Below are 25,576 nucleotides of genomic sequence, written 5' to 3' on the forward strand. Positions count from 1 at the left end.
CATTATGCCCGCCGCGTCAGCCGGCGGCGCGTCGCGCGGCCGCGGCGCGGCGCAGTTCGGTGGCGCGCAGCAGCACCGCCGGCGGCTGCCGCTCTTCGGGGATGGCCAGGATGCGCAGCTTGCGCAGCCACAGCCCGACCGCGCGCGAGGAAGTCAGCGCCACCACCGGGATCGCCAGCATCATGCCGATCACCACCGGCGCCATCCACAGCGCCAGCGACGGCGACACCGCGTAGGCGGCCACCCCCATCATCAGCCCGAACAGGCTGAGCCCGCCGTAGCTGCGGATCAGCGCCAGCCACGACAGCCGGCCATCGTCGCGCTGCTGCGCGTCCCAGCCCGAATCCTTGCCCGCCAGCACCTCGGCCACGCCGCGCGACTGCACGTACATCACCACCGGCGCCATCAGCGCCGCCAGCACCGTCTCCAGCAGCATGCTCAGCAGCGCGCGCAGCGCGCCGCCGCAGCCCACGCGCTCTTCGCGCTTGAGCAGCATCGCCAGGTAGCCGAACACCTTCGGCGCCAGCAGCACGAACATCGTGACCGCGAACACCCAGAACACCCGCTCGCCGTCCTGCTGGTGCCAGTAGCGCGCCGGCGAGAACGGCGGCAGCACCAGCGCGGCCAGGTCGATGCCGCTGCTCTGCAGCGGGATGGCGACGCCGATCAGCATCAGCATGGCCCACATCGGCGCGGTGAAGTAGTGGCCGATGCCGATCATCATGTGCATGCGGCTGACCCAGTGCAGGCCGCGCGCCGGCACGATCTTGGCGTGCTGGAGATTGCCCTGGCACCAGCGGCGGTCGCGCACCAGCAGGTCGGTCAGCGTCGGCGGGCCCTCCTCGTAGCTGCCCTGCAGGTACGGCACCATGTGCGTGGCCCAGCCGCCGCGGCGCATCAGCGCCGCCTCGACGAAGTCGTGGCTGAGCACGTGGCCGCCGAACGGCTTGCGCCCCGGCAACGCCGGCAGGCCGGCCTGCTCGGCGAAGGCCTGGGTGCGGATCACCGCGTTGTGGCCCCAGTAGTTGCTCTCCGAGCCGTGCCACCAGGCCACGCCGTAGGCGATCACCGGGCCGTACACGCGGCCGCCGAACTGCTGCATGCGCGCGAACAGGCTGTTGCCGTTGACCACTTCCGGCAGGGTCTGGATCAGGCCCACGTCGGGGTTGGCCTCCATGCCGGCGACCAGGCGCACGAGGGTCTCGCCGGTCATCAGGCTGTCGGCGTCCAGGATCAGCATCTGCGGATAGGCGCCGCCGAAGCGGCGCACCCAGTCGGCGATATTGCCGGCCTTGCGCTCGGCGTTGTCGAAACGGCGCCGGTAGTAGATGCGGCCATGTCCTCCGGTGCGCTCGACCAGATCGGCGTAGACCCGTTCCTCCTCGGCGCCGACCACCGCGTTGGTGGTATCGCTGAGGATGAAGAAATCGAACCGGTCGATCTGCCCGGTGGCTTCGACCGACTCGTAGATCGCCTGCAGCCCGGCCATCAGCCGGTGCGGGTCCTCGTTGTAGGCCGGCATCAGCAGCGCGGTGCGGCTGCGCAGCACCGGCAGCGGCGCGTGCGGATCGATGCCGAGCTTGCGCCCGCCGCCGAACAGCACGGTCAGGAAACCGGCCAGGGCGCTGACGAAGGACAGCGCGATCCACGCGAACAGCGGCACGAACAGCACCAGCAGGCACGCCTCGAGCACGCCCAGGCCGCCGATCAGCAGCACCTTGCCGATCAGGATGCTGGCGTAGACGGTCATCAGCGCGGTGGTGCCGAACACGTAGAGCCGGCGCCAGCCCATGCCGGCCGGCGTGCTCGGCAGGCGCCTGTTGCGCAGCCGGCCCTGGCGCAGCGACTGCACCGGCATCGGCAGCGGCGCCTCCGGCGGCAGCACCGCGTGCCCGGCATCCAGAACGTCTTCGGGGGGCAGGGTCGGTGGGGGGACGACCATGCTCATGCGATCCGCAGGCCCCGTCGCGCGATCAGGCGCGCCGCCGCGATGGCGCGGCCCGCCGCCGCGCGCGTTTCATTCCCATTGCAGCCAGTTGAAACCACGACCTCTCCTGTCCGGCAGGCAAAATTCGACCGCCACTCTAAACCGTAAATGGTAAGGCTTTCGCGAAGGCGGCCCGCGCGGCGCACGTGGCGCGGCGGCGTTTTCGTTCAGGCGTGCGTGCCGGGCTCACGTACGTTTCGCCGCAGCGGGAACCGGCGCAATGGCTGCGAGCGCGTGCCGCGAACGCTCCATGCGGTATGGCATGGAGGCGCGTAACCGCGGGCCGATCGCGGCCGGCGTCGACGGTGCGGGACGTAGCGCGGCCACCCGCTGTGTCCGGGGGAAATCCCGCACGTCGCGTCCGAATCCATCGCAATGGCGGGAAAAGCACCTGTGCACAGCAGCTTGCTCCGCGACGCGCCGGCCGCGGGCATGGCGCGTCGTCGCTCAGTCGGCGGCTTGCGGATCGCCGGGCGGGCGCTCGGCGACGTGCGGGAACGCCAGGGTGATGGTGGTGCCGCGGCCCAGTTCGGAGTCCACGTCGACGAACCCCCCGGCCTGGCGCACCAGGCCGTAGACCTGGGCCAGGCCCAGGCCGGTGCCCTTGCCTTCCGGCTTGGTGGTGAAATAGGCCTCGAACAGCCGCGACTTGGTGTCTTCCGACATGCCCGAGCCGTGGTCGCTGACCTCCAGGGTCACGTAGTCGCCGGGCTGGCGCAGCGCCGCCGCTTGCGCCGGCGTGACCTGCAGGCGGCCGCAGCGGATCGAGATCACGTCGCCCGGCACGCAGGCATCGCGCGCGTTCAGCGCCAGGTTCATCACCGCCTGCTCCACCGAGCCGCGGTCGGCGTAGGTGGTGGCGCCGCCGTCGGACGCGGCCAGCGACAGCCGCATTTCCCCGAGCGCCTGCGCCAGCAGCGGCTGCATGTGCATCACCACGTCGCACAGGTCCAGCCATTCCGGCTTGACCGGGTGGGCGCGGGCGAAGCCGAGCAGGCGCCGGCTCATCCGCGCGCCGTGCTGCAGCGCGTCGGTGGCGATGCCCAGCAGCTTGCGCTGGTCCGGCTGCAGGCGCTCCGGGTGCTCGGACACCATGCTCAGCGAGGTCATCGCGGTCTGCAGCATGTTGTTGAAATCGTGGACGATGCCCGCGAGCATGTGCCCGATCGCCTCGCCCTTCTGCGCCTGGGTCACCGCGCGCTCGGCGACGCGCTGCGCGGCCAGCGCGATGTCCAGCTGCCCGCGCAACTGGGAGTGCTCGTCCTGCCACTGCCGGCCCAGCGCCGCCACCCCGTCGGCCTCGGCCGGCAGCGGCAGGCTCGTCGCCTGCGTCGGCTGCGCCGCCGGCAGGCTGCCGTTGAGCAGCTCTAGGGCGCGTTCGATCTGGCGGTGCTCGGTGATGTCGCGGCTGATCACCAGCACGCTCTCCACCTCGCGGCGCGCATTGGCCAGCGGGCTGGTCAGCACATGCCACCAGCGCATCCGCCCGTCGAAGGTCTCGCGCTGCGCCCAGAACTCGTACTGTTCGTCGCGCAATGCCGCGGCGAACGCGCGCTCGGCGATCGGGCGCGCGTCCTGCGGCCACAGCGACACCCATTCGCGACCGACCACGAGCGCCGGTTCCGGCGCGCACAGCAGGCCCATGCCATGGGTGTTGACCGAGCGCACGATGCCGTCGCGGCCGATTTCCTTGATGCAGTCGCGCGAAAGCTCCACGACTTGCCGGTAGCGTGCATGGATGGGCACGGTGCGCCTCGTTTCGATTATGTCGAGCATATCGGCATCGCCTCGGCCTCACCAGCGCTTCACTGCGCAGCGCCGAAGCTGCTGGCACTGAAGCCGACTTGGCGCTGCATATGGGCGGTCTCTCTGCCCCGACCACGATCCTCCTGGTGGAGGACGACCACATGACCCGCGAACTGGCCGCGCTGATGCTCGGCGACGACGGCTACCTGGTGCTGTCGGCCGGCACCGCGCAGGAAGCCCTGTCGCTGCTGGGCCAGCATCCGGAGGTGGACCTGATCTTCAGCGACGTGCAGATGCCCGGCGGTTGCGACGGCATGACGATGGTGCGCGAACTGCGCCGCCGCGCGGTGGCGATCCCGGCGCTGCTGACCTCCGGCGGCATGAGCCAGGCCGACGCGACCGCGCTGCCGGCGCATACGACCTTCCTGCCCAAGCCCTACAGCCGCTCCGGGCTGCTGGCGGCGCTGCAGCGGATGCGCCCACGGCCCGACCCGGGCGCACGACGGGTGGCGTGAACGCCGCGAACGCCGCGTTGGCGCCAGTTCGGCCGCGCAACGGCTGCGCGACGGCGAAGCGCCCGCTGGCGGCAACGCGAAACCAAGGCTCCCTCCGAGGCATGCCGACGCGCTGGTGCGCGGCGCGCACGCCGGCGCAGCCGCCGCCGAAGCTAAACGATTCATTGGACCTCCCCGCCTTGCCCGGCCACGCCTGCGCCCATCGCCACTGTGCGCGTCCGGTCCGCACGCGAGGTAGACAACCCCGATCACTTCACGCCCCTTTTATCGAGGCGCTCTTAGATTTACCTGAAGGGGCGCTGACCCGCTCCCGTCCGCAGCATCCTTAGCTTTCGTCGCAGCACATCGCAGGCCCGTCCAGGGCCGGCGCTAGCCATCGTTTTCCCGTGTGACCGTCTCCCCCTCCCCGACGGATTCGCCATGAGCCCACCCAGTTCCGCCGATCTACCCGACAGACAACGCGATACCCATCCGGTCTCGCTGCCGCCTCGGCGCCGCCATCGCGACGCGCGCGGCCGTTTCATCCGCCATGCCGATGTGACCGTCAAGTTGCAGCCGACCCCGCGTCGCTCCAGCCTGTTCGTGACCTCGGAAATGGCCGACTTCATCAAGGCCGGCGGCCTGGGCGACGTCGCCGCGGCGCTGCCGCGCGCGCTGCGCGACTTCTGCGACATCCGCGTGCTGATCCCGGGTTACCCGGCGGTGCTGCGCAAGACCGGTCCGCTGGAGGTGGTGGGCAACATCGCCGCCCACGCCGGCCTGCCGGCCTGTTCGATCGGCCGCACCCAGCAGCCCGACGGGCTGTCGGTCTACGTCCTGTTGTGCCCGGCGCTGTTCGAGCGCCAGGGTTCGCCGTACGTGTCCAGCGAAGGCCGCGACTGGGAGGACAACGCGCTGCGCTTCGCCACGCTGTCGCACGCCGCCGCGCAGATCGCCGCCGGCCGCGCCGGGCTGGAGTGGACGCCGGACCTGCTGCACCTCAACGACTGGCCGTGCGCGCTGGCCGCCGCCTACGTGCGCTGGTCCGGCGGCACCACGCCGTGCCTGCTGACCATCCACAACCTGGCCTACCAGGGCCTGTTCCCGTATTCGCTGGCCGCCAGCCTGGGCGTGCCCAGCGAAGGCCTGCAGGACCTGGAGTTCTACGGGCAGATGTCGTTCCTGCGCGCGGGCATCGTCCATGCCGAGCACGTCAACACGGTCAGCGTCAGCTACGCCGCGCAGATCACCGGCCCGGCGCAGGGCTGCGGGCTGGAATCGCTGCTGGCGCGGCGCGCGGCCAGCGGGCGGCTCAGCGGCATCGTCAACGGCATCGACGCCAGCTGGGACCCGCGCACCGACGGCCACCTGCACACCCATTTCGGCATCAACCAGTTCCAAGGCAAGCGCGAGAACGCCGCGCAGGTGCGCCGCGAATTCGGCCTGCTCAACAGCGACGGCCCGCTGTTCGCGGTGGTGTCGCGGCTGGTGCACCAGAAGGGCCTGGACCTGATCTGCGAGGTGGCGCCGCAGATCGTCGCCGCCGGCGGCCAGATCGTGGTGATCGGCGGCGGCGAGCCGCAGATCGAGCAGGCGGTGGCGGCGCTGGCGCGGCGCTTCCCCGGCCATGTCGGCGCGTTCATCGGCTTCGAGGAAAGCCTGGCGCGGCGGATGTTCGCCGGCTCGGACTTCCTGCTGATGCCCTCGCGCTTCGAGCCGTGCGGGCTCAGCCAGATGTACGCGCAGCGCTTCGGCAGCCTGCCGATCGCGCATGCCACCGGCGGCCTCATCGACACCGTCGACGACGGCGTCACCGGCTTCCTGTTCCAGGATCCGTCGGCCGACGGCCTGCGCCGCTGCCTGCAGCGCGCGTTCCGCACCTTCCGCATGCCCGGGCTGCTGCAGGCGATGCGGCGCGCGGCGATGCTGCGCCCCAGCGGCTGGGAACTGGCCGGGCGCAAGTACATGGCGCTGTACGACCGTACCGCGGCAACGGCGGTGGCATGAGCGAACGGGAACAGGCGCTGGCGCAAGTGGAGTCGGATACAGACGCGGACGCCGAACGCGGCACGCGCGAGCAGGCGGCCTTGCAGGCGCTGGCGCTGGGCGAGGCGGCGGATCCGTTCGCCTGGCTGGGCCCGCATGCGCAAGGCGGCGGCGCGGTACGCGTGCGCGCGCTGGCACATGGCGCCGAGGCGCTCGGGCTGCTGGACGCGAACGGCAAGCTGGTGGCGCGGATGCAGGCCCACCCGCTGGCCGAGGGCGTGTTCGAAGGCCACCTGAAGACCGCGATGCCGTACCGGCTGCGCATCGTCTGGCCGGAGCGGGTGCAGGAAACCGACGACCCCTACGCGTTCGGCCCGGTGCTCGACGAGGCCAGCCTGCGCGGCATCGCCGAGGGCGATGGCCAGTCGCTGCGGCGCGCGCTGGGCGCGCACCACGACCGCATCGGCGGCGTGGCCGGGGTGCGCTTTGCGGTATGGGCGCCGAACGCGCGGCGGGTGTCGCTGGTCGGCGACTTCAACGACTGGGACGGACGCCGCCATCCGATGCGCCTGCGCCCGGCCGCCGGGGTCTGGGAGATCTTCCTGCCCGGGCTGGCCGGCGGCGAGCGCTACAAGTACGAGATCGTCGCCGCCGACGGCACCCGCCTGCCGCACAAGGCCGACCCGCTGGCGCGGCAGACCGAGGCGCCGCCGGCCACCGCGTCGGTGGTGCCGACGGCGGAAGAATTCCCGTGGCACGACGCGGCGTGGATGCGCCAGCGCGACGAGCAGGCCGGCAGCGCGCAGCCGATCAGCATCTACGAACTGCACGCCGGCTCCTGGCGCCACGACGCCGACGGCCGGCCGCTGGACTGGGACGCGCTGGCCGCGCAGTTGATCCCGCACGTGCGGGAACTGGGCTTCACCCACATCGAGCTGATGCCGGTGACCGAGCATCCGTTCGGCGGCTCCTGGGGCTACCAGCCGCTGGGCATGTACGCGCCGACCGCGCGCCACGGCACGCCGGCCGCCTTCGCCCGCTTCGTCGACGCCTGCCACCAGGCCGGCATCGGCGTGATCCTGGACTGGGTCAGCGCGCACTTTCCCGATGATGCGCACGGCCTGCAGCGCTTCGACGGCAGCGCGCTGTACGAACATGCCGATCCGCGCGAAGGCGTGCATCGCGACTGGAACACCCTGGTCTACAACTACGGCCGCGGCGAGGTGCTGGCCTACCTGGTCGGCAGCGCGCTGGAGTGGATCGAGCGCTACCACGTCGACGGCCTGCGCGTGGATGCGGTGGCCTCGATGCTGTACCGCGACTACAGCCGCAACGAGGGCGAATGGGTGCCCAACGCCCACGGCGGGCGCGAGAACCTGGAAGCGGTGGCGTTCCTGCGCCGGCTCAACCAGCAGATCGCGCAGCGCTTTCCCGGCGTGCGGGTGATGGCCGAGGAATCCACCGCCTGGCCCGGCGTCACCGCGCCGATCGCGCAGGACGGCCTGGGCTTCAGCCACAAGTGGAACATGGGCTGGATGCACGACACGCTGAGCTACATGCAGCGCGATCCGCTGTACCGCCAGCACCACCACAGCGAGATGACCTTCGGCCTGGTGTACGCGTTCTCCGAGCACTTCGTGCTGCCGCTGTCGCACGACGAGGTGGTGCACGGCAAGGGCTCGCTGCTGTCGAAGATGCCCGGCGACACCTGGCAGCGCTTCGCCAACCTGCGCGCCTACCTGGCCTTCATGTGGGCGCACCCGGGACGCAAGCTGCTGTTCATGGGCGGGGAGTTCGGCCAGTGGCGCGAATGGGACCACGACCGCGCGCTGGACTGGGAACTGCTGCAGCGCGAGGAGCATCGCGGCCTGGCGCGGCTGGTCGGCGACCTCAACCGGCAGCTGCGCGCGCAGCCGGCGCTGTACCGCAGCGACCGCGCGCCGGAAGGCTTCGAATGGAGCGTTGGCGACGACCACCGCAACAGCGTGTTCGCCTTCGTCCGCTACGATCGCCACGGCGATGCGCCGCCGCTGCTGGCGGTGAGCAATTTCACCCCGACCCCGCGCTTCGACTACCGGGTGGGCGTACCGCGCGCCGGCAGCTGGCGCGAGGTGCTCAACAGCGACAGCGCCTACTACGGCGGCTCCAATCACGGCAACGGCGGCGGGCTGCACACCCAGGCGCAAGCGATGCACGGACATCCGCAATCGCTGGCGCTGACGCTGCCGCCGCTGTCCACCATCTGGCTGCAAGCGGAGCACTGATCATGGAAAACGCAGGACAGGGAACCGGAAATGGGACGCCGGGAGGGCCGCGTGCTGCCTGGCGCCCGGGGGCGTGGCCGAGCGACGACGGCCAGGTGACGTTCGCGCTGTGGGCGCCGGACGCCGCGCGCGTGGAACTGGTGTTCGACGACGGCGCGCGCCACGCACTGCCCGCCACCGGCGACGGCTATTTCGCGCAGACCCTGGCCTGCGCGCCCGGCACGCGCTACCGCTACGCGATCGACGGCGGCCATCCGCTGCCCGATCCGGCGTCGCGCTGGCAGCCCGACGGCGTGCACGGGTCCAGCGCGGTGCTCGCCACCGACGGCCATGCATGGCGGCACGAGGGCTGGCAGGGGCGGCCATGGGCCGAGACGGTGTTCTACGAACTGCACGTCGGCGCCTGCGGCGGCTATGCCGGCGTGCGCGAGCAGTTGCCGGCGCTGGCGGCGATGGGCGTGACCGCGATCGAGCTGATGCCGCTGTCGGAGTTCCCCGGGCGCCGCAACTGGGGCTACGACGGCGTGCTGCCCTACGCCGCCGCATCGGCCTACGGCCATCCGGACGAGTTGAAGGCGCTGATCGACGAGGCGCACGGGCTGGGCCTGAGCGTGTTCCTGGACGTGGTCTACAACCACTTCGGCCCGGACGGCAACTACCTGGGCCAGTACGCCTCGGCGTTCTTCCGCGAGGATGCGCCGACCCCGTGGGGCGCGGCGATCGACTTCCGGCTCGGACCGGTGCAGCGCTACTTCATCGACAACGCGCTGATGTGGCTGCACGAGTACCGCTTCGACGGCCTGCGCCTGGACGCGGTGCACGCGATCGTGCCCAACGCGTTCCTGGACACGCTGCGCGAGGCGATCACGGCCAGCGTTCCGCCGGGGCGCCACGTGCACCTGGTGCTGGAGAACGAGGCCAACCAGGCCGGCGTGCTGGCGCGCGGCTACAGCGCGCAGTGGAACGACGACTTCCACAACAGCCTGCACGTGCTGTTGACCGGCGAGCACGAAGGCTACTACGCCGGGTTCGCCGACGCGCCGGCGCAACACCTGGCGCGCGTGCTCGGCGAAGGCTTCGCCTACCAGGGCCAGGCCGACCACCGCGGGCACCGCCGCGGCGAGCCGAGCGCGGCGCTGCCGCCGGACAAGTTCGTGATCTTCGCGCAGAACCACGACCAGATCGGCAACCGCGCGCGCGGCGAACGGCTCAGCGCGCTGGTCGGCGAGCCGGCGTTGCGCGCGGCGCTGGCGCTGACCGCACTGACCCCGATGATCCCGCTGTTCTTCATGGGCGAGCCGTGGGGCAGCCGCACGCCGTTCCTGTTCTTCACCGATTTCGCCGCGCCGCTGGACGAGGCGGTGCGCGAAGGCCGGCGGCGCGAGTTCGCGCACTTCGCCGCGTTCGCCGATCCGCAGCAGCGCGCGACGATCCCCGATCCGAACGCGCTGGCCACCTTCGAGGCGTCGATCGCCGACATCGGCGAGGCCGCGCACGGCGACGGCGCGCGCTGGCGCGACTGGTTCGCCGCATTGATGGCGCTGCGCCGCGAGCGGCTGATGCCGGGCCTGGCGCAGGCGCGCTCGGCCGGCGCGCGGGTGATCGGGCCCGGCGCGGTGGCCGCGGCGTGGGCGCTGGACGGCGGCCACTGGCATGTCGCCGCGAACTTCGGCGCCGAGCCGGTGCCGCTGGACCTGCCCGGCGACACCGTGCATGCGGAGAACGCCGGCGACGATCCGGCGCAGCTGCCGCCGAACGGCTTCGTCGCGCGCTACCTGGCCGGCGCCGCGGCATAACCCGGGCCGCATCGCGGAGCGGCATCGCGACGCCGTCGCGACGCCGCACCCGGCAAGGTGATCCCTGTACCGCGCCAGCGCGCGGCGTCGGCGCATCGGCGCCGCGCCGCTGCCGCGCCGCGTTTCCCTTCCTCCCATTCGGCCGCATTCCGCACATCGCCATGACCGACACCCCTCTGCATGCCCTGGCCTCCGCGGCCGGCCTCCTGACCGACTGGATCGACGCGTCGGACACCCCGCGCACGGTCGAGGCGCCGACGCTGCGCCACGTGCTCGGCGCGCTCGGCCTGGACGCGGACAGCGACGCGTCGTGCCGCGACAGCCTGCGGCGGCTGCAGGCCGATGCCGCCGCGCCGCCGCTGCTGGGCGCCGATGTCGGCGCGCCGATCGATGCCGGCGGCGCCGCGGGCGCGCGCTACCGGCTCAGCGACGAACGCGGCGACAGCCGCGACGGACGCTTCGATGCGCAGGGCCGGGTCGCGGCGATCGACACGCCCGGCTACTGGACCCTGGAGCACGGCGACAGCCGCACCACGCTGGCGGTGGCGCCTGCGCGCTGCTTCCGCGTCGCCGACGCGGTAGGCCAGGCGCGGCCGCGGCGCTGGGGGCTGTCGCTGCAGGTGTATTCGGCCGGCGCCGAACACGATGCCGGCATCGGCGATGCCGCCGGCGTGGCCGCGTGGGCCGAGCGCATCGGCGCGGCCGGCGGCGATGCGATCGCGTTGAGTCCGGTGCACGCGGCGCGCCCGATCGGCGACCACTACAGCCCCTACTCGCCCGGCGACCGCCGCTTTCTGGATCCGCTGCAGGCCGCGCCGGCGCGCGTGCTCGGCGCCGACGCCGCGCTGCGTGCGCTGCGCGCGGCCGGGCTGGAGCAGGCCTTCGCCGAGGCGCACGCGCGCACGCTGATCGACTGGCCGGCCTCGTCCGCGGCCAAGTGGCGCTGGCTGCGCCAGTTGCACGCCGACTTCACCCAGACCGATGCCGCGCTGCATGCCGATTTCGCCGCCTTCCAGCGCGAACGCGGCGACGCGCTGCGCCAGTACGCCGCGTTCGCCGCGCGCGATTTCGGCGACGGCGACGCCGACCTGCACACGTTCGCGCAATGGCTGGCCGCGCGCAGCTGGGCCGGCGTGCAGCGGCAGGCGCGCGAGGCCGGCATGGGCATCGGACTGATCGCCGACCTGGCGGTGGGCTTCGACCCCAACGGCGCCGAGGCGGCGGCGTGGCCGGAGGCGGTACTTCGCGGCCTGGAACTGGGCGCGCCGCCGGACGCGTTCAACGCCGACGGCCAGGCCTGGGGCATCGGCGGCTATTCGCCGACCGGGCTGCGCGCCAGCGGCTACGCGCCGTTCATCGAGCTGCTGCGCGCGGTGATGCGCGACCGCGGCGGCGTGCGCATCGACCACATCCTCGGCCTGCTGCGGCTGTGGGTGATCCCGCGCGGCGCCGCGTCCGCCGACGGCGTGTACCTGCGCTACCCGCTGCACGACCTGCTGCGGCTGCTGGCGCTGGAATCGTGGCGGCAGCGCGCGATCGTGATCGGCGAGGACCTGGGCGTGGTGCCCGACGGCATCCGCGCCGAACTGTCGCAGCGCGGGGTGATGGGCATCGACGTGCTGCTGTTCACCCGCGATGCCGACGGCGCGTTCCTGCCGCCGGCGCAGTGGCGCGACGACGCCATCGCCACCACCACCACCCACGACCTGCCCACGCTGTGCGGCTGGCGGCGCGGCGAGGACATCGACTGGCGCAGGCGCCTGGCACTGTCCGACGCCGCGCAGCAGCAGGCCGACCACCGCGCGCGCCGCGCCGACGTGGCGCGCATGGACCAGGCCGTCGCCGCCGCACTGCCGGGTCCGGCCGCCGGCGACGACGCCGCCGAACGGGACGCGCTGCGCTTCGTCGCCGCCACCCCGTCGCCGCTGGCGCTGCTGCCGGCCGAGGACGCGCTGGGCCTGGAGCAGCAGCCGAACCTGCCCGGCACCGTCGACAGCCATCCGAACTGGCGCCGGCGCCTGCCGCAGCCGCTGCCCGAGGCGACGCTGGCCGCGCATCTGGACGCGTTCGCCCAGGCCCGCCGCGACGCCGCGTCCGCCCTCCCAGGAACCGCCCGATGAGCACCCCCGCGCTGCGCGCCACCGCCCGCCTGCAACTGCATGCCGGCTTCACCCTGCTCGACGCCGCCGCGCAGGTGCCCTACTACGCCGGCCTGGGCATCAGCCACCTGTACCTGTCGCCGATCGGCACCGCCACGCCCGGTTCCACCCACGGCTACGACGTCACCGACCCGCGCGAGGTCAATCCCGAGCTCGGCGGCGAACCGGCCCTGCTGCACCTGTCCGCGCGCGCGCGCGCGCATGGCATGGGCCTGGTGCTGGACATCGTGCCCAACCACATGGCCGCGCACGCGGCCAATCCGTGGTGGTGGGACGTGCTCAAGCACGGCCGCCGCAGCCGCCATGCCGGCTGGTTCGACATCGACTGGCGCGCGCCCGGCCGCGACGGCAAGCTGTGGCTGCCGGTGCTGGACCGTCCCTACGCGCAGGCGCTGGGCGAAGGCGCGCTGCAACTGCAGGTGGACGACAGCGGCGAGGTGCGGCTGCTGCATCACGACCAGCCGTTCCCGATCCGCCTGGAAGGGGCGATCGCCCACGATCCGCTGCCGACGCGGCAGGCGTGGGCCGCGCGCCTGAACGAGGCGGCGCGGCTCGGCGACGACGGCCTGCACCGGCTGCTGGAACGCCAGTGCTACCGGCTGGCGTGGTGGCAGGTCGGCAACGACATGCTCAACTACCGCCGCTTCTTCGACATCACCTCGCTGGTGGCGTTGCGCGTGGAGCAGAACGACGTGTTCGCCGCGGTGCATGCGCTGCCGCTGCGGCTGGTCGCCGAAGGCCATGTCGACGGGCTGCGCGTGGACCATGTCGACGGCCTCGCCGATCCCACCGCCTACGTGCAGCGCCTGCGCGTCCAGCTCGACCGCGCCGGCCGCCGGCGCGGCGTGGCGGCCGGCGGCATCGCGCTGTACGTGGAGAAGATCCTGGCCCCGGACGAGATCCTGCGCGAGGACTGGCCGTGCGACGGCAGCACCGGCTACGAGTTCATGGACCAGGTCGCCGGCGTGCTGCACGATCCGGCCGGCGCCGCGCCGCTGACCGCGCTGTGGCGCGAGCACACGGGCCGCAGCGGCGACTTCGGCCAGGAACAGCGCGCCGCGCGCGACGAGATCCTGCAGGGCTCGCTGCAGACCGAGTTCGTGCGCGCGGTGCAGGCGCTGTCGGCCGCCGCGCACCTGGACCCGCCGACCCGCGAGTTCAGTCCGCAGATGCTGGCGCGCGGCCTGGCCGCGCTGCTGCGGCAGTTCCCGGTGTACCGCACCTATGCCGGCGCCGATGGCCTGGACGATGCCGACGCCACGCGCCTGGCGCAGGCCGCGCAGCGCGCGCGCGAGGGCGCCGAGCCGCGCGTGCGCGCGGCGATCGACGCGATCGAGCGCTGGAGCCGCGACGGCCGCGGCGTCGGCAAGGCGCAGGTGGCGCTGCGGCGCATCGTGCGCCGGCGCATCGAGCAGCTGTCGGCGCCGCTCAACGCCAAGTCGGTGGAAGACACCGCGTTCTATCGCCACGGCGTGCTGCTGTCGCGCAACGAGGTCGGCAGCGACCCGGACGTGTTCGCGCTGTCGCCGGCCGACTTCCATGCCGCCAACGCCGCGCGCGCGCAGCGCCATCCGCGCGCGCTGCTGGCCACCGCCACCCACGACCACAAGCGTGGCGAGGACCTGCGCATGCGCCTGGCCGCGCTCAGCGCGCACGCGCAGTGGTGGACGCAGCAGGTCGCGCGCTTCCAGGCGCTGTCGGCCGACCTGCTGCCGGCCGGCGGCGCGGCGCCGTTGCCGGGCGACGTGCTGATGCTGTGGCAGATGCTGGTGGCGGCCTGGCCGCTGGAGCTGTCGGCCGACGACGCCGCCGGGCTGCGCGACTACGCCGAACGCATCGCCGCCTGGCAGCTGAAGGCCGCGCGCGAAGCCAAGCTGCGCACCTACTGGACCTGGCCGGACGAAGCCTACGAACGCAGCGCGCGCGCGTTGCTGGACGCCGCGCTGCTGGACGCGGCCGGGGCGCCGCTGCGCGCGGCGCTGGCGCAGGCCGCCGCCGCGCTGGCCCCGTCCGGCGCGCTCAACGGCCTGGCGCAGACCACGCTGCGGCTGACCGTGCCCGGCGTGCCCGACCTGTACCAGGGCAGCGAGGGCTGGGACCTGTCGCTGGTCGACCCGGACAACCGCCGGCCGGTGGACTACGCGCTGCGCGAAACCTGGCGGCACGACGACACGCCGCCAGACGCATTGCTGCGGCAGTGGCGCAGCGGCCAGCTCAAGGCCTGGCTGATCGCGCAGCTGCTGCAGCTGCGCGGCGCGCACCCGGCGCTGTTCGCGCACGGCGATTACCGGCCGCTGTCGGCCAGCGGCGCGCGCGCGCAGCAGGTGCTGGGCTTCGTCCGCGAACACGACGGGCAATCGCTGCTGGTGGTGGTGCCGCGCCTGGCCGGCGCGCTGCAGGCGCCGGACCCGGCGACGCCGCTGAGCGCGCTGGTGGACTGGGAAGACACTGCGCTGACATTGCCCGCGGCACAGTACCGCAACGTGTTGAGCGGGCAACCCGTCGCGACCTCGGCGCCGCTGCCGTTGCGCGACCTGCTCGCCGATTTCCCGGTGGCCGTGCTGGCCACGTTCTCCTGACCGACGCTTTCCATGGACGCCGCCACACGCACGCAACGCATCGAGCAACTCGCACACGAGATCTGGGAGGCCGAAGGCCGGCCCGACGGCCAGTCGGCCAGGCACTGGGCCATGGCCGAGCGCCTGGTCGATGCCGAGGCGCGCGCCGCGCAGCAGGACCCCTCCCCCGACGCCGGCGACGGCGCCCCCTAGCACCAAGGACCCCGCATGGCCCTCCGTAAACTCACCCGCCGCTCCCGCATCCGCGAAGGGCGTCCGTTCCCGCTGGGCTCCACCTGGGACGGCCTGGGCGTCAACTTCGCGCTGTACTCGGCCAACGCCACCAAGGTCGAACTGTGCCTGTTCGACGAGCGCGGCCGCGAGATCGAACGCATCGCGCTGCCCGAATACACCGACGAGGTCTGGCACGGCTACCTGCCCGACGCGCGCCCGGGCCAGCTGTACGGCTACCGCGTGCACGGGCCGTACGCACCCGATGCCGGGCACCGCTTCAATCCCAACAAGCTGCTGCTCGATCCGTACGCCAAGCAGCTGGTCGGCGAGCTGAAATGGGCGCCGGCGCTGTTCGGCTACACCATCGACCACAAGGATGCGGACCTGAGCTTCGACCGCCGCGACAGCGCCGCCTACATGCCCAAGTGCGCGGTGATCGACCAGGCCTTCACCTGGGGCAAGGACCAGCGCCTGCAGACCCCGTGGGACCAGACGGTGATCTACGAGGCCAACGTGCGCGGCACCACGATGCGCCACCCGGCCGTGCCCGAGGCCTGGCGCGGCACGTTCTCCGGGCTCAAGGTGGACGAGGTGGTGGAGCACATCAAGCGGCTCGGCATGACCGCGGTGGAGCTGCTGCCGGTGCACGCCTTCATCGACGACGAATACCTGCTCAAGCAGGGCCTGCGCAACTACTGGGGCTACAACACCATCGGCTTCTTCGCCCCGCACCCGCGCTACATGGCCTCGCGCACCGTGGCCGAGTTCAAGCAGATGGTGGCGCGGCTGCACCACGCCGGGCTGGAGGTGATCCTGGACGTGGTCTACAACCACACCGCCGAAGGCAACGAGCTAGGCCCGACGCTGTCGTTCAAGGGCATCGACAACGCCAGCTACTACCGCCTGGCGCAGGACCGCCGCTTCTACATCAACGACACCGGCACCGGTAATACGTTCGACCTGACCAATGCCGGCGCGCTGCGCATGGTCAACGACTCGCTGCGTTACTGGGTCTCGGAGATGCACGTGGACGGCTTCCGCTTCGACCTGGCCACGATTCTCGGCCGCGAGCACCACGGCTTCGATCCCAAGGGCGGCTTCCTCGACGCCTGCCGCCAGGACCCGCTGCTGAGCCAGGTCAAGCTGATCGCCGAGCCGTGGGACGTGGGCCCGGGCGGCTACCAGGTCGGCGGCTTCCCGCCGGGCTGGTCGGAATGGAACGACAAGTTCCGCGACAACGTGCGCGCGTTCTGGCGCGGCGACGAAGGCCAGCTGGCGGAGCTGGCCACGCGCCTGACCGGCTCGGCCGACGTGTTCAACCACCGCGGCCGCCGTCCCAGCGCCTCGGTCAACTTCATCACCGCGCACGACGGCTTCACCCTGCACGACCTGGTCAGCTACGAGCACAAGCACAACGAGGCCAACGGCGAGGACAACCGCGACGGCTCGGACAACAACATCTCGGCCAACTACGGCGTGGAAGGCGAGACCGACGACCCGGCAATCAACGCGCTGCGCCTGCGGCAGATGCGCAACCTGCTGGCCACGCTGCTGCTGTCGCAGGGCACGCCGATGCTGCTGGCCGGCGACGAGTTCGGGCGCAGCAAGAACGGCAACAACAACACCTACTGCCAGGACAACGAGCTGACCTGGCTGAACTGGGACAGCGACGAACGCGCGCAGAACCTGACCCGGTTCGTCTCGCGCCTGACCCACCTGCGCGCGCACTACCCGCTGCTGCACCGCGCGCGCTTCTTCGACGGCGTCTACGACGAGGAGCTGGGCATCAAGGACGTGAGCTGGCTGTCGCCGACCGGCGAGGAGATGACCGAGAGCGCGTGGCACGACCCGCACGCGCGCGCGCTGATGATGCGCCTGGACGGCCGCGCGCCGTCCAGCGGCCTGCGCCAGGCCGCCTCCAACGTCACCTTGCTGATGATCATCAACGGCGCCGAGGAGGACGTGGACTTCCACCTGCCGCTGGTCGAGGGCGAGCACTGGCGCGTGCTGATCGACACCGCCGAGCGCGAAGGCGAGCACGGCCTGCCGGGCGGCACGCAATGGCACGGCATCGGCCGTTCGCTGACCCTGCTCGCGGCCGAACGCGACAGCAAGGTCGCCGCGTCCCATCACCAGAACGCGGGCGCGACCGGCGCAGGATGAGCGGCCTGTCGCCTTGCGCGTCGGCACCCGCCGGGCGCCGGCGCGCGAGGTACGGCTTCGTTCGTCGCGGCTGAAGCCGCTCCTACAGGGACGGGCAATTTTCCGGCGCGGTATTGCAGGGAGCTGTGTACTGCCATTCCCTGTGGGAGCGACTTCAGTCGCGACGGCGTTACCGGTAGAGCCTGTCGCAACTGAAGTCGCTCCCACACAAGCAAAGAATCATGCAGTCGCATGCATCGCATGCATCTGTACGGCCTGCACCTGCGCCAGGCCCACCGCGCCGCCGACCAGGATCACGCCCGGCGCGCCAGCGCTCAGGCCGTCCACATCGGCCGCCAGGCGGTCGAGCGTGGTCAGCAGCTGCGCCTGCTGCGGCAGGCTCGCCGACTGCACCACCGCCGCCGGCGTGTCGCCGGGCAGATGCCGCAGCAGGCCGGCGGCCAGCGAGGCGACCCGGCCCATGCCCATGTAGATCGCCAGCGTGGTGCGGGTGGCGCACAGCGCCGCCCAGTCCGGCTCGCCGTGGTCCTGGGTGTGCGCGGTGACGAAGGTGATGCCGTGGCAGTGCTCGCGATGGGTCAGCGACATGCCCAGCCCCGCGGCCGCGGCGAACCCGGCGCTGACCCCGTTGACGATGCGCACCTCCACGCCCGAGTCGCGCAGGAACGCGATCTCCTCGCCGGCGCGGCCGAACAGCAGCGCATCGCCGCCTTTCGCCCGCACCACCTTGGCGCCCTGCCAGGCGTAACGCCGCATCAGCCGGCAGATGAAGGCCTGCGGCGTGGAGCGGCAGCCGCCGCGCTTGCCGACGCGGATCACCCGCGCGTGCGGCGCGAACTGCACGATCTGCGGATTGACCAGGTCGTCGAGCAGCAGCACCTGCGCCGCGGCCAGCGCCTTGACCGCCTTGAGCGTCAGCAGTTCCAGGTCGCCCGGCCCGGCCGACAGCAGCACCACCTCGCCGCCGGGGCGGCGTACGCCGGATACGTTTGCAGGGTTCATCGCAGACTCCGCACAGGAAGAAGGAACAACGTGGAAGCGGCGGCCGCGTTCATGCGCGCGCGGCCGTGGCGCACAGGCGCCGCACCTGCGGCAGGCACGAACCGCAGACGCTGCCGCAGCCCAATCGCGCGCCGACCTCGCCGGCATCGGCGCCGCGCGCGGCCTCGGCACGGATCGCCGACTCGCGCACCTGCTTGCAGTGGCACACCAGCGGATCGCGCGCGCCGCCGCCGGCGTGGGCGAACACCGCCAGCCGCGGGCCGTGCCACGGCGCGCCGGCCAATGCGGTATCGAGCAGCGCCTCGCCCGCCGCGTCGCGGCGCGCGCCGGCCAGCAGCAGGCCGTCGAGATGGCTGGCGGCCGCATCGCCGCGCCAGGCCACGCGCTTGAGCAGGCCGCGGCGCGCGTCGCGGTATTCCAGGGTGTCGGCGCCGGCGTCCAGCGCCAGCGCCGCGGCCAGCGCGTCCAGGCGCGCGTTGTCCGGCGCCTGCAGCGCCGCCGCGCGCAATACCAGCCACGCGGTGGCGTCGTCGGCGCCCGCTTCGGCGTACAGGCCCAGCGCGGCGAAGCCGAATTCCTTCAGCCACGGCTGCGCGGCGGCCTGCAGCGCGAGCACGTCGCCGCGCCGCGCCAGCAGCAGGTGCCAGCCGAATTCGGCCTTCTCCACCCGCACCGCGGCGTGCTTGAGCTCGGGCTGCTGCGAATGCGCGTCCACCGCCGGGTGGCTGACCTCGTTGATGCCGCCGCTGGACAGGAACTGCGCGCTCCAGTGCATCGCCGCGAACACCGTACCCGAACTCATCTCGTCCGACAGTTCCAGCGGCAGCACCAGTTCGCCGCGCTTGCTGCTGACCCGGACCAGTTCGCCGGCGACCAGGCCGCGGCGCGCGGCATCGTGCGGATGCATGCGCAGGCCCGGCTCCGGGCTGTGCGCGAACAGCCCCGGCACGCGCCCGCTGCGCGACATGCCATGCCACTGGTCCCGCAGGCGCCCGCTGAGCAGGCGCAGCGGGAAGCGCGCCGAGGTCGGTTCGGCGACCGGCTTGTACGCGGTGGGATGGAACCGCGCGCGGCCGTCGGCGGTGGCGAACACGCCGTCGGCATAGCGCCGCGCGGTGCCGTGCGCGGCGCCGGCGGGCAACGGCCATTGCTGCGGGCCCTGCGCGTCCAGCCGCGCGTAGTCGAGCCCGCCGATGTCCAGGTCGCGGCCGACGGTCAACCCGCGGTGCTCGTCGAACACCGCCGCGGTGTCGGCGAACGCGAAGCGCGTGTCGGCGCCGGGCGCGCCCAGGCGCGCCTCCAGGCGCCTGGCCACCTCGTTGGCGATCCACCAGTCCGGCTTGGCCGCGCCCGGCGCCGGCAGCGCCTGGCGCACGCGCGAGATGCGGCGCTCGGAATTGGTCACCGTGCCGTCCTTCTCGCCCCAGCTGGCCGCCGGCAGCAGCACGTCGGCGAACGGCACCGTGTCGGTGTTGGCGAAGGCTTCCTGCACGATCACCAGCTCGGCGTGGCGCAGCGCCTCGCGCACGCGCTCGATGTCGGGCATCGAATGCGCCGGGTTGGTGCAGGCGATCCACACTGCCTTGACCCGGCCGCTGCGCAGCGCGTCGAACAGCGCCACCGCCGGCAGGCCCGGCCGCGCCGACAGGTGGTTGGCCGGCAACGCCCACAGCCGCTCCAGTTCCGCGCGGTCGGCGTCGCTGCCGATCTCGCGGTGCGCGGCGAGCGTCGTCGCCATGCCGCCGACCTCGCGCCCGCCCATCGCGTTGGGCTGCCCGGTCAGCGAGAACGGGCCGGCGCCGGGCTTGCCGATCTGCGCGGTGGCCAGGTGCAGGTGGATCAGCGCCAGGTTCTTGTCGGTGCCGTGCGCGGACTGGTTCAGGCCCATGCAGTACAGCGACAGCGCCGGCAGCTCGCGCCCGAACCATTCGGCCGCCTGCACCAGGTCGGCGACCGCAATGCCGCAGAGGTCGGCGGCCATCGCCGGGGTGTATTCGCGCAGCGTGCGCCGCAGTTCGGCGAAGCCGGCGGTGTGCGCGGCGATGAACCCGCGGTCGATGCGGTCTTCCCAGATCAGGTGGTGCAGCATGCCGTTGAACAAGGCCACGTCGGTGCCCGGCTGGATCTGCAGGTGCAGGTCGGCCATCGCCGCGGTATCGGTGCGGCGCGGGTCGACCACGATCCAGCGCACGTCCGGATCGCGCGCGCGCGCCTCCTCGAGCCGGCGGAACAGCACCGGATGCGCATAGGCCATGTTGCTGCCGGCCAGCAGCACGGTACGGGCCAGCTCCAAGTCCTCGTAGCAGGTGGGCGGGCCGTCGGCGCCGAGCGCGAGCTTGTAGCCGCTGACCGCGCTGGACATGCACAGGCGCGAATTGGTGTCGATGTTGTTGGTGCCGATCAGGCCCTTGGCCAGCTTGTTGAAGACGTAGTAGTCCTCGGTCAGCAACTGCCCGGACAGGTAGAACGCCACCGCGTCGGGCCCGTGCCGCTCGACGATGCCGGCCAGGCGCTCGGCCACGCTGTCCAGCGCCACCGCCCAGTCCACCGCGCGCCGCGGCGCATCGCGCTGCTGGCGCAGTTCCGGCTGCAGCGCGCGCCCCTGCAGGCTGCGCGCGGTCTGCGGCAGGGTGCGGCCCTTGGTGCACAGGCGGCCGTGGTTGGCCGGGTGCTCGGGGTCGCCTTCGATGCCGACGATGCGCGCCGCGCCGTCGGCGGCGTGCTCGGTGTGGATCAGCACGCCGCAGCCGACCCCGCAGTAGCAGCAGGTCGAGCGCGTCACCGCGCGCCGCGGCGCCGTCGGCTCTGTCTCGGCCGGCGTGGCGAAACGCGCGCCGTCCATCAGCCGGCGCCCGGCAACGACAGCCAGACCTCGCCGTCGTCCACCCGCACCGGAAAGCGCCGCGCGCAGCCCACGTCCGGCGCGCAGGCCTGGCCGCTGTCCAGGGCGATGTTCCAGTTGTGCAGCGGGCAGGTGACGCTGTCGCCGGCGACGATGCCTTGCGACAGCGGCCCGCCCTTGTGCGGGCAGCGGTCGACCAGCGCGAACACGCGGTCGCCGGCGGTGCGGAACACGGCGATCGGGGCGCTGCCGTCCAGTTCCAGCACGCGCGCGCCGAGCGCCGGGATTTCGTCGAGCCGGCAGATGCGGATCCAGTCCTGGGTGATCCAGGCCGGGGCGATCCAGTCGGGCGCTACGCTCATGGTTCAGCCCTCCACCAGGGTCAGCGGCGCGGCCACGCGCAGCGGCTGGTACTCGCGCTGCCTGGCCCCGGCGATGCGCTCGGCCCACGGATCGGGCAGGCCTTCCAGCGCGTACAGCAGGCGCTCGTACAGCGCGCGGCGGTTGTCGGCGTCGTCGATCACGCGCTGGCGGATGTAGTCCATGCCCACGCGCTCGATGTAGTGCACGGTGCGGTCCAGGTAGTACGCCTCTTCGCGGTACAGCTGCAGGAATGCGCCGGTGTATTCCTTCACCTCCTCGGCGCTGCGCACCTTGACCAGGAACTTGGCTACCTCGGTCTTCATGCCGCCGTTGCCGCCGATGTGGATCTCCCAGCCCGATTCCACCGCGATGATGCCCACGTCCTTGATCCCGGACTCGGCGCAATTGCGCGGGCAGCCGGACACCGCCAGCTTCACCTTGTGCGGGCTCCACATGTTGGCCAGCATGGTTTCCAGGTCGATGCCCATCTGCGTGCTGTTCTGGGTGCCGAAGCGGCAGAACTCGCTGCCCACGCAGGTCTTCACCGTGCGGATCGACTTGCCGTAGGCGTGGCCGGAGTTCATGCCCAGGTCCTTCCACACCCCGACCAGGTCCTCCTTGCGGATGCCGAGCAGGTCGATGCGCTGGCCGCCGGTGACCTTGACCATCGGCACCGCGTACTTGTCGGCCACGTCGGCGATGCGGCGCAGTTCCGAGGCGTTGGTGACGCCGCCCTTCATCTGCGGGATCACCGAGAAGGTGCCGTCCTTCTGGATGTTGGCGTGCGCGCGCTCGTTGATGAAGCGCGACTGCGGATCGTCCACCGCCTCGCGCGGCCAGCTCGACAGCAGGTAGTAGTTGATCGCCGGGCGGCAGGTGGCGCAGCCGTTGGGGCTGCGCCACTGCAGCTGCGCGTACACCGCCGCGTGGCTGAGCAGCTTCAGCTCGCGGATCGCCTGGCGCACCTCGCCGTGGCTGTGGTCGGTGCAGCCGCACACCGCCTTGGTCTTGGCGCTGGGCTGGAAGTTGGAGCCCAGGCAGTTCATCAGGATCTGCTCGACCAGGCCGGTGCACGAGCCGCAGGAACTGGCGGCCTTGGTCTGCTTCTTGACCTCGTCGACGGTGAACAGGCCCTGCGCGTTGATCGCCTTGACGATGGTGCCCTTGCACACGCCGTTGCAGCCGCACACCTCGTCGCTGTCGCGCATCGCGCTGGCGCGGTCCTGGCCGGCGGTGCCGGCGTCGCCGAGCGCGCTTTCGCCGAACATCAGCCGCTCGCGGCGCTCGCCGATCGCGCTGCCGTCCTTGAGCAGCTGGAAATACCAGCCGCCGTCGCCGGTGTCGCCGTACAGGCACGCGCCGACCAGCTTGTCGTCCTTGAGCACCAGCTTCTTGTACACGCCGCCGGCCGGGTCGGACAGCACGATCTCCTCGCTGCCGTCGCCGCCCATGAAGTCGCCGGCGGAGAACAGGTCGATGCCGGTGACCTTGAGCTTGGTCGAGGCGACCGAGCCGCGGTAGATGCCGATGCCGTAGCTGGCCAGGTGGTTGGCGCAGATCTTGGCCTGTTCGAACAGCGGCGCGACCAGGCCGTAGGCGATGCCGCGATGGCTGGCGCATTCGCCGACCGCGTACACGCGCGGGTCGAAGGTCTGCAGCGTGTCGTTGACCACGATGCCGCGCGTGCAGTGGATGCCCGAGGCCTGCGCCAGGGCGATGTTGGGGCGGATGCCGGCGGCCATCACCACCAGGTCGGCCGGTACCTCGCTGCCGTCGGAGAACTTCACCGCCACCACCTCGCCGTCGGCGTTGCCGATCAGCTCGGTGGTGGAGGTGTTGAGGCGGAAATCCAGGCCGCGTTCGCTGAGCGAGCGCTGCAGCAGCTGCCCGGCCACCGGGTCGAGCTGGCGTTCCAGCAGCCAGCCGGCCAGGTGCACCACGGTGACCTGCATGCCGCGCAGCTTCAGCCCGTTGGCCGCCTCCAGCCCGAGCAGGCCGCCGCCGATCACCACCGCATGGCGCTTGCGCGTAGCGGTGTCGATCATCGTCTGCGTGTCGTGCATGTCGCGATAGCCGATCACGCCCTTGAGGTCCTTGCCCGGCACCGGCAGCACGATCGGCAGCGAACCGGTGGCCAGCAGCAGGCGGTCGTACTCTGCCTCGGTACCGTCGGCGGCGATCACCTTGCGCTGCACGCGGTCGATGCGCACGACTTCCTTGCCCAGGTGCAGGCGGATGCCGTGCTCGGCGTACCAGGACAGCGGGTTGAGCACGATGTCGTCGAACCGCTGCTCGCCGGCCAGCACCGGCGAGAGCAGGATGCGGTTGTAGTTCGGATGCGGCTCGGCGCCGAACACGGTGATGTCGTACATCTCCGGCACCAGCTTGAGCAGTTCTTCCACGGTGCGGATGCCGGCCATGCCGTTGCCCACCACCACCAGTCTTGGCTTCTTCATTCGGCTATCTCCGCTGAGGGTCATCACACGCGCGCGGCGGTGGTCGCCGCCCATTGGCTGCGCCAGTGCTGCTTGACGTTGGACAGCAGGCCCCACGCCAGCAGCGCGCAGCCGGCGAACAGCCACAGCCCCAGCGCGTAGCTGCCGGTGTGCTGCTTGAGCACGCCCAGCCCGGCGGCGAGCAGGAACCCGCCGATGCCGCCGGCCATGCCGATCAGGCCGGTCATCAGCCCGATGTCGCTGCCGAAGCGCTGTGGCACCAGCTGGAACACCGCGCCGTTGCCGGTGCCCAGGCACAGCAGCGTGACCACGAACAGCGCCACCGTCGCCGCCGGGCCGCCGACGCCGATCGCCGCGGCGGCGACCAGCAGCGCCACCAGCAGGTAGATCGACAGCAGCGCGCGGGTGCCGCCGACGCGGTCGGCGATCGCCCCGCCCAACGGGCGCATCACCGAGCCGGCCAGCACGCACGCGGCGGTGGCCCAGCCGGCGATCTTGGGACTGAAGCCGAACTGGTCGTGGAAGTAGCCCGGCAGCGCGCTGGCGAAGCCGGCGAAGCCGCCGAAGGTGATCGCGTAGAACAGCATGAACCACCACGAATCGCGGTTGCCGACCAGCACCCGCGCGTAGTCGGCCAGGCGCCGGCGCGGCACCTCCACCGGCGCGTCCTTGGCGCACAGCGCGAACACCAGCAGGGTCAGCGCCAGCGGAATGCACGCCAGCCCGAACACCGCCTGGTAGCCGAACGCGGTGGCCAGCGCCGGCGCCAGCAGCGCCGCGAACACGGTGCCGGAATTGCCGGCGCCGGCGATGCCCATCGCCGTGCCCTGGTGCTGCGGCGGATACCAGCGCGAGGCCAGCGGCAGCGCCACCGCGAACGAGGCCCCGGCCACGCCGAGCATCAGCCCCAGCAACAGCACCTGGGCGAAGCTGTGCACGCCCAGCTGCCAGGCCACCGCCAGCGCCGCGATCACCAGCACCTGCGCCAGCATCCCCGCGCGCTTGGCGCCGATGGTGTCGGCGAGCATGCCCAGGAACAGCCGCAGCACCGCCCCGCACAGGATCGGCACCGCCACCATCAGCGCGCGCTGCTGCGTATCCAGCTGCAGCGCCGCGGCGATCTGCACCTGCAACGGGCCGAGCAGGTACCAGACCATGAAGCTCAGGTCGAAATACAGGAACGCCGACAACAGCGTGGGCGTGTGCCCGGCCTGCCAGAAGGATCGGTTCATCCGCGTCGTCTCCGAAACGTTGGGCCGCAGCGCTGCACACCACACGCAGCTCGCGGTAGTTGGGGGGAGGAGAAAACGAAAACGGCGCCGTCCGGTTCGCACCGGAAGACGCCGTTGTCTGGGCGCGCGGACCGCCATTGGCCCGCGCGCCGGAATCGAGTTGGTGCGGACACCCCGTTGCATCCGCAGCGGGACTATCGCAATCGCCGTGCCAACTCTTGGCAGCCGCGAGATAGCCGGCGAATCGCCAGCAAATTCAATGCGCTGGCCGATTCGGCAGCCGCCTGGAGCGTG

Annotated in this window: 15 protein-coding genes; 8 read left to right on the forward strand and 7 right to left on the reverse strand. The window is 72.0% G+C overall.

Annotated elements, in window-relative coordinates:
- Positions 1 to 16: 16 nt before the first annotated feature.
- Both mdoH and JR065_RS11555 read right to left on the reverse strand, forming a co-directional pair.
- Positions 17 to 1,948, reverse strand: coding sequence for a glucans biosynthesis glucosyltransferase MdoH (gene mdoH / locus JR065_RS11550; RefSeq protein WP_206234336.1), 1,932 nt, complete (start codon positions 1,946 to 1,948; stop codon positions 17 to 19).
- A gap of 486 nt (positions 1,949 to 2,434) precedes the next feature.
- Positions 2,435 to 3,733, reverse strand: a complete 1,299-nt coding sequence (locus JR065_RS11555; protein WP_206234337.1) for an ATP-binding protein — start codon at positions 3,731 to 3,733, stop codon at positions 2,435 to 2,437.
- Positions 3,734 to 3,843: 110 nt separating this feature from the next.
- On the opposite strand from JR065_RS11555, the gene JR065_RS11560 reads away from it, so the two are divergent.
- The 8 genes from JR065_RS11560 to glgX all read left to right on the forward strand — a co-directional run bounded on the left by JR065_RS11560 (position 3,844) and on the right by glgX (position 17,387).
- Entirely contained in the window at positions 3,844 to 4,248 is a 405-nt protein-coding gene (locus JR065_RS11560; RefSeq protein WP_206234338.1) for a response regulator, read from the forward strand.
- Positions 4,249 to 4,668: 420 nt separating this feature from the next.
- On the forward strand, positions 4,669 to 6,234 hold the full coding sequence (glgA, locus tag JR065_RS11565; RefSeq protein WP_206234339.1) for a glycogen synthase GlgA: 1,566 nt from the start codon (positions 4,669 to 4,671) through the stop codon (positions 6,232 to 6,234).
- Complete coding sequence (locus tag JR065_RS11570) at positions 6,231 to 8,477, forward strand: 1,4-alpha-glucan branching enzyme (protein WP_206234340.1); 2,247 nt, start codon at positions 6,231 to 6,233, stop codon at positions 8,475 to 8,477. Before glgA ends, JR065_RS11570 begins: the two co-directional genes overlap by 4 nt.
- A 2-nt stretch (positions 8,478 to 8,479) precedes the next feature.
- On the forward strand, positions 8,480 to 10,273 hold the full coding sequence (gene treZ / locus JR065_RS11575) for a malto-oligosyltrehalose trehalohydrolase (RefSeq protein ID WP_206234342.1): 1,794 nt from the start codon (positions 8,480 to 8,482) through the stop codon (positions 10,271 to 10,273).
- Positions 10,274 to 10,434: 161 nt separating this feature from the next.
- Positions 10,435 to 12,393, forward strand: a complete 1,959-nt coding sequence (malQ, locus tag JR065_RS11580; protein ID WP_206234343.1) for a 4-alpha-glucanotransferase — start codon at positions 10,435 to 10,437, stop codon at positions 12,391 to 12,393.
- A complete protein-coding gene (treY, locus tag JR065_RS11585) occupies positions 12,390 to 15,011 on the forward strand; it encodes a malto-oligosyltrehalose synthase (RefSeq protein ID WP_206234344.1) in 2,622 nt (873 codons plus the stop codon). Before malQ ends, treY begins: the two co-directional genes overlap by 4 nt.
- A 12-nt stretch (positions 15,012 to 15,023) precedes the next feature.
- Positions 15,024 to 15,203, forward strand: coding sequence for a DUF2934 domain-containing protein (locus tag JR065_RS11590; protein ID WP_206234345.1), 180 nt, complete (start codon positions 15,024 to 15,026; stop codon positions 15,201 to 15,203).
- A 15-nt stretch (positions 15,204 to 15,218) separates the two neighbouring features.
- Positions 15,219 to 17,387, forward strand: coding sequence for a glycogen debranching protein GlgX (gene glgX / locus JR065_RS11595; RefSeq protein ID WP_206234347.1), 2,169 nt, complete (start codon positions 15,219 to 15,221; stop codon positions 17,385 to 17,387).
- A gap of 219 nt (positions 17,388 to 17,606) precedes the next feature.
- On the opposite strand, the gene cobA is transcribed toward glgX, so the two are convergent.
- From cobA to JR065_RS11620, 5 genes are all read right to left on the reverse strand, one after another.
- Positions 17,607 to 18,344: a uroporphyrinogen-III C-methyltransferase gene (cobA, locus tag JR065_RS11600; RefSeq protein ID WP_206234410.1), complete on the reverse strand. Its 738-nt coding sequence runs from the start codon at positions 18,342 to 18,344 to the stop codon at positions 17,607 to 17,609.
- Positions 18,345 to 18,438: 94 nt separating this feature from the next.
- A complete protein-coding gene (locus JR065_RS11605) occupies positions 18,439 to 21,231 on the reverse strand; it encodes a nitrate reductase (RefSeq protein WP_206234348.1) in 2,793 nt (930 codons plus the stop codon).
- Positions 21,231 to 21,593 carry a nitrite reductase small subunit NirD gene (gene nirD, locus JR065_RS11610; protein ID WP_206234349.1) on the reverse strand — a complete coding sequence of 121 codons (363 nt, stop codon included), beginning with the start codon at positions 21,591 to 21,593 and terminating at the stop codon, positions 21,231 to 21,233. Before nirD ends, JR065_RS11605 begins: the two co-directional genes overlap by 1 nt.
- A gap of 3 nt (positions 21,594 to 21,596) precedes the next feature.
- Entirely contained in the window at positions 21,597 to 24,050 is a 2,454-nt protein-coding gene (gene nirB, locus JR065_RS11615) for a nitrite reductase large subunit NirB (RefSeq protein WP_206234350.1), read from the reverse strand.
- A 23-nt stretch (positions 24,051 to 24,073) separates the two neighbouring features.
- The gene (locus JR065_RS11620; RefSeq protein WP_206234411.1) at positions 24,074 to 25,243 is read right to left on the reverse strand and encodes a nitrate/nitrite transporter; all 1,170 of its coding nucleotides are present in this window, start codon (positions 25,241 to 25,243) and stop codon (positions 24,074 to 24,076) included.
- Positions 25,244 to 25,576: the final 333 nt, after the last annotated feature.

This window comes from Xanthomonas sp. (genome assembly GCF_017163755.1).
In the GTDB taxonomy this organism is placed as follows: domain Bacteria; phylum Pseudomonadota; class Gammaproteobacteria; order Xanthomonadales; family Xanthomonadaceae; genus Xanthomonas_A.

What these genes read in the sequence shown, in the direction of transcription:
- JR065_RS11590 (WP_206234345.1), top strand. Translation starts at nt 15,024, where the DNA reads ATGGACGCCGCCACACGCACGCAACGCATCGAGCAACTCGCACACGAG.
- nirD (WP_206234349.1), bottom strand. Translation starts at nt 21,593, where the DNA reads ATGAGCGTAGCGCCCGACTGGATCGCCCCGGCCTGGATCACCCAGGAC.
- treY (WP_206234344.1), top strand. Translation starts at nt 12,390, where the DNA reads ATGAGCACCCCCGCGCTGCGCGCCACCGCCCGCCTGCAACTGCATGCC.
- JR065_RS11605 (WP_206234348.1), bottom strand. Translation starts at nt 21,231, where the DNA reads ATGGACGGCGCGCGTTTCGCCACGCCGGCCGAGACAGAGCCGACGGCG.
- JR065_RS11570 (WP_206234340.1), top strand. Translation starts at nt 6,231, where the DNA reads ATGAGCGAACGGGAACAGGCGCTGGCGCAAGTGGAGTCGGATACAGAC.
- nirB (WP_206234350.1), bottom strand. Translation starts at nt 24,050, where the DNA reads ATGAAGAAGCCAAGACTGGTGGTGGTGGGCAACGGCATGGCCGGCATC.
- mdoH (WP_206234336.1), bottom strand. Translation starts at nt 1,948, where the DNA reads ATGAGCATGGTCGTCCCCCCACCGACCCTGCCCCCCGAAGACGTTCTG.
- treZ (WP_206234342.1), top strand. Translation starts at nt 8,480, where the DNA reads ATGGAAAACGCAGGACAGGGAACCGGAAATGGGACGCCGGGAGGGCCG.
- glgA (WP_206234339.1), top strand. Translation starts at nt 4,669, where the DNA reads ATGAGCCCACCCAGTTCCGCCGATCTACCCGACAGACAACGCGATACC.
- glgX (WP_206234347.1), top strand. Translation starts at nt 15,219, where the DNA reads ATGGCCCTCCGTAAACTCACCCGCCGCTCCCGCATCCGCGAAGGGCGT.
- malQ (WP_206234343.1), top strand. Translation starts at nt 10,435, where the DNA reads ATGACCGACACCCCTCTGCATGCCCTGGCCTCCGCGGCCGGCCTCCTG.
- JR065_RS11560 (WP_206234338.1), top strand. Translation starts at nt 3,844, where the DNA reads ATGGGCGGTCTCTCTGCCCCGACCACGATCCTCCTGGTGGAGGACGAC.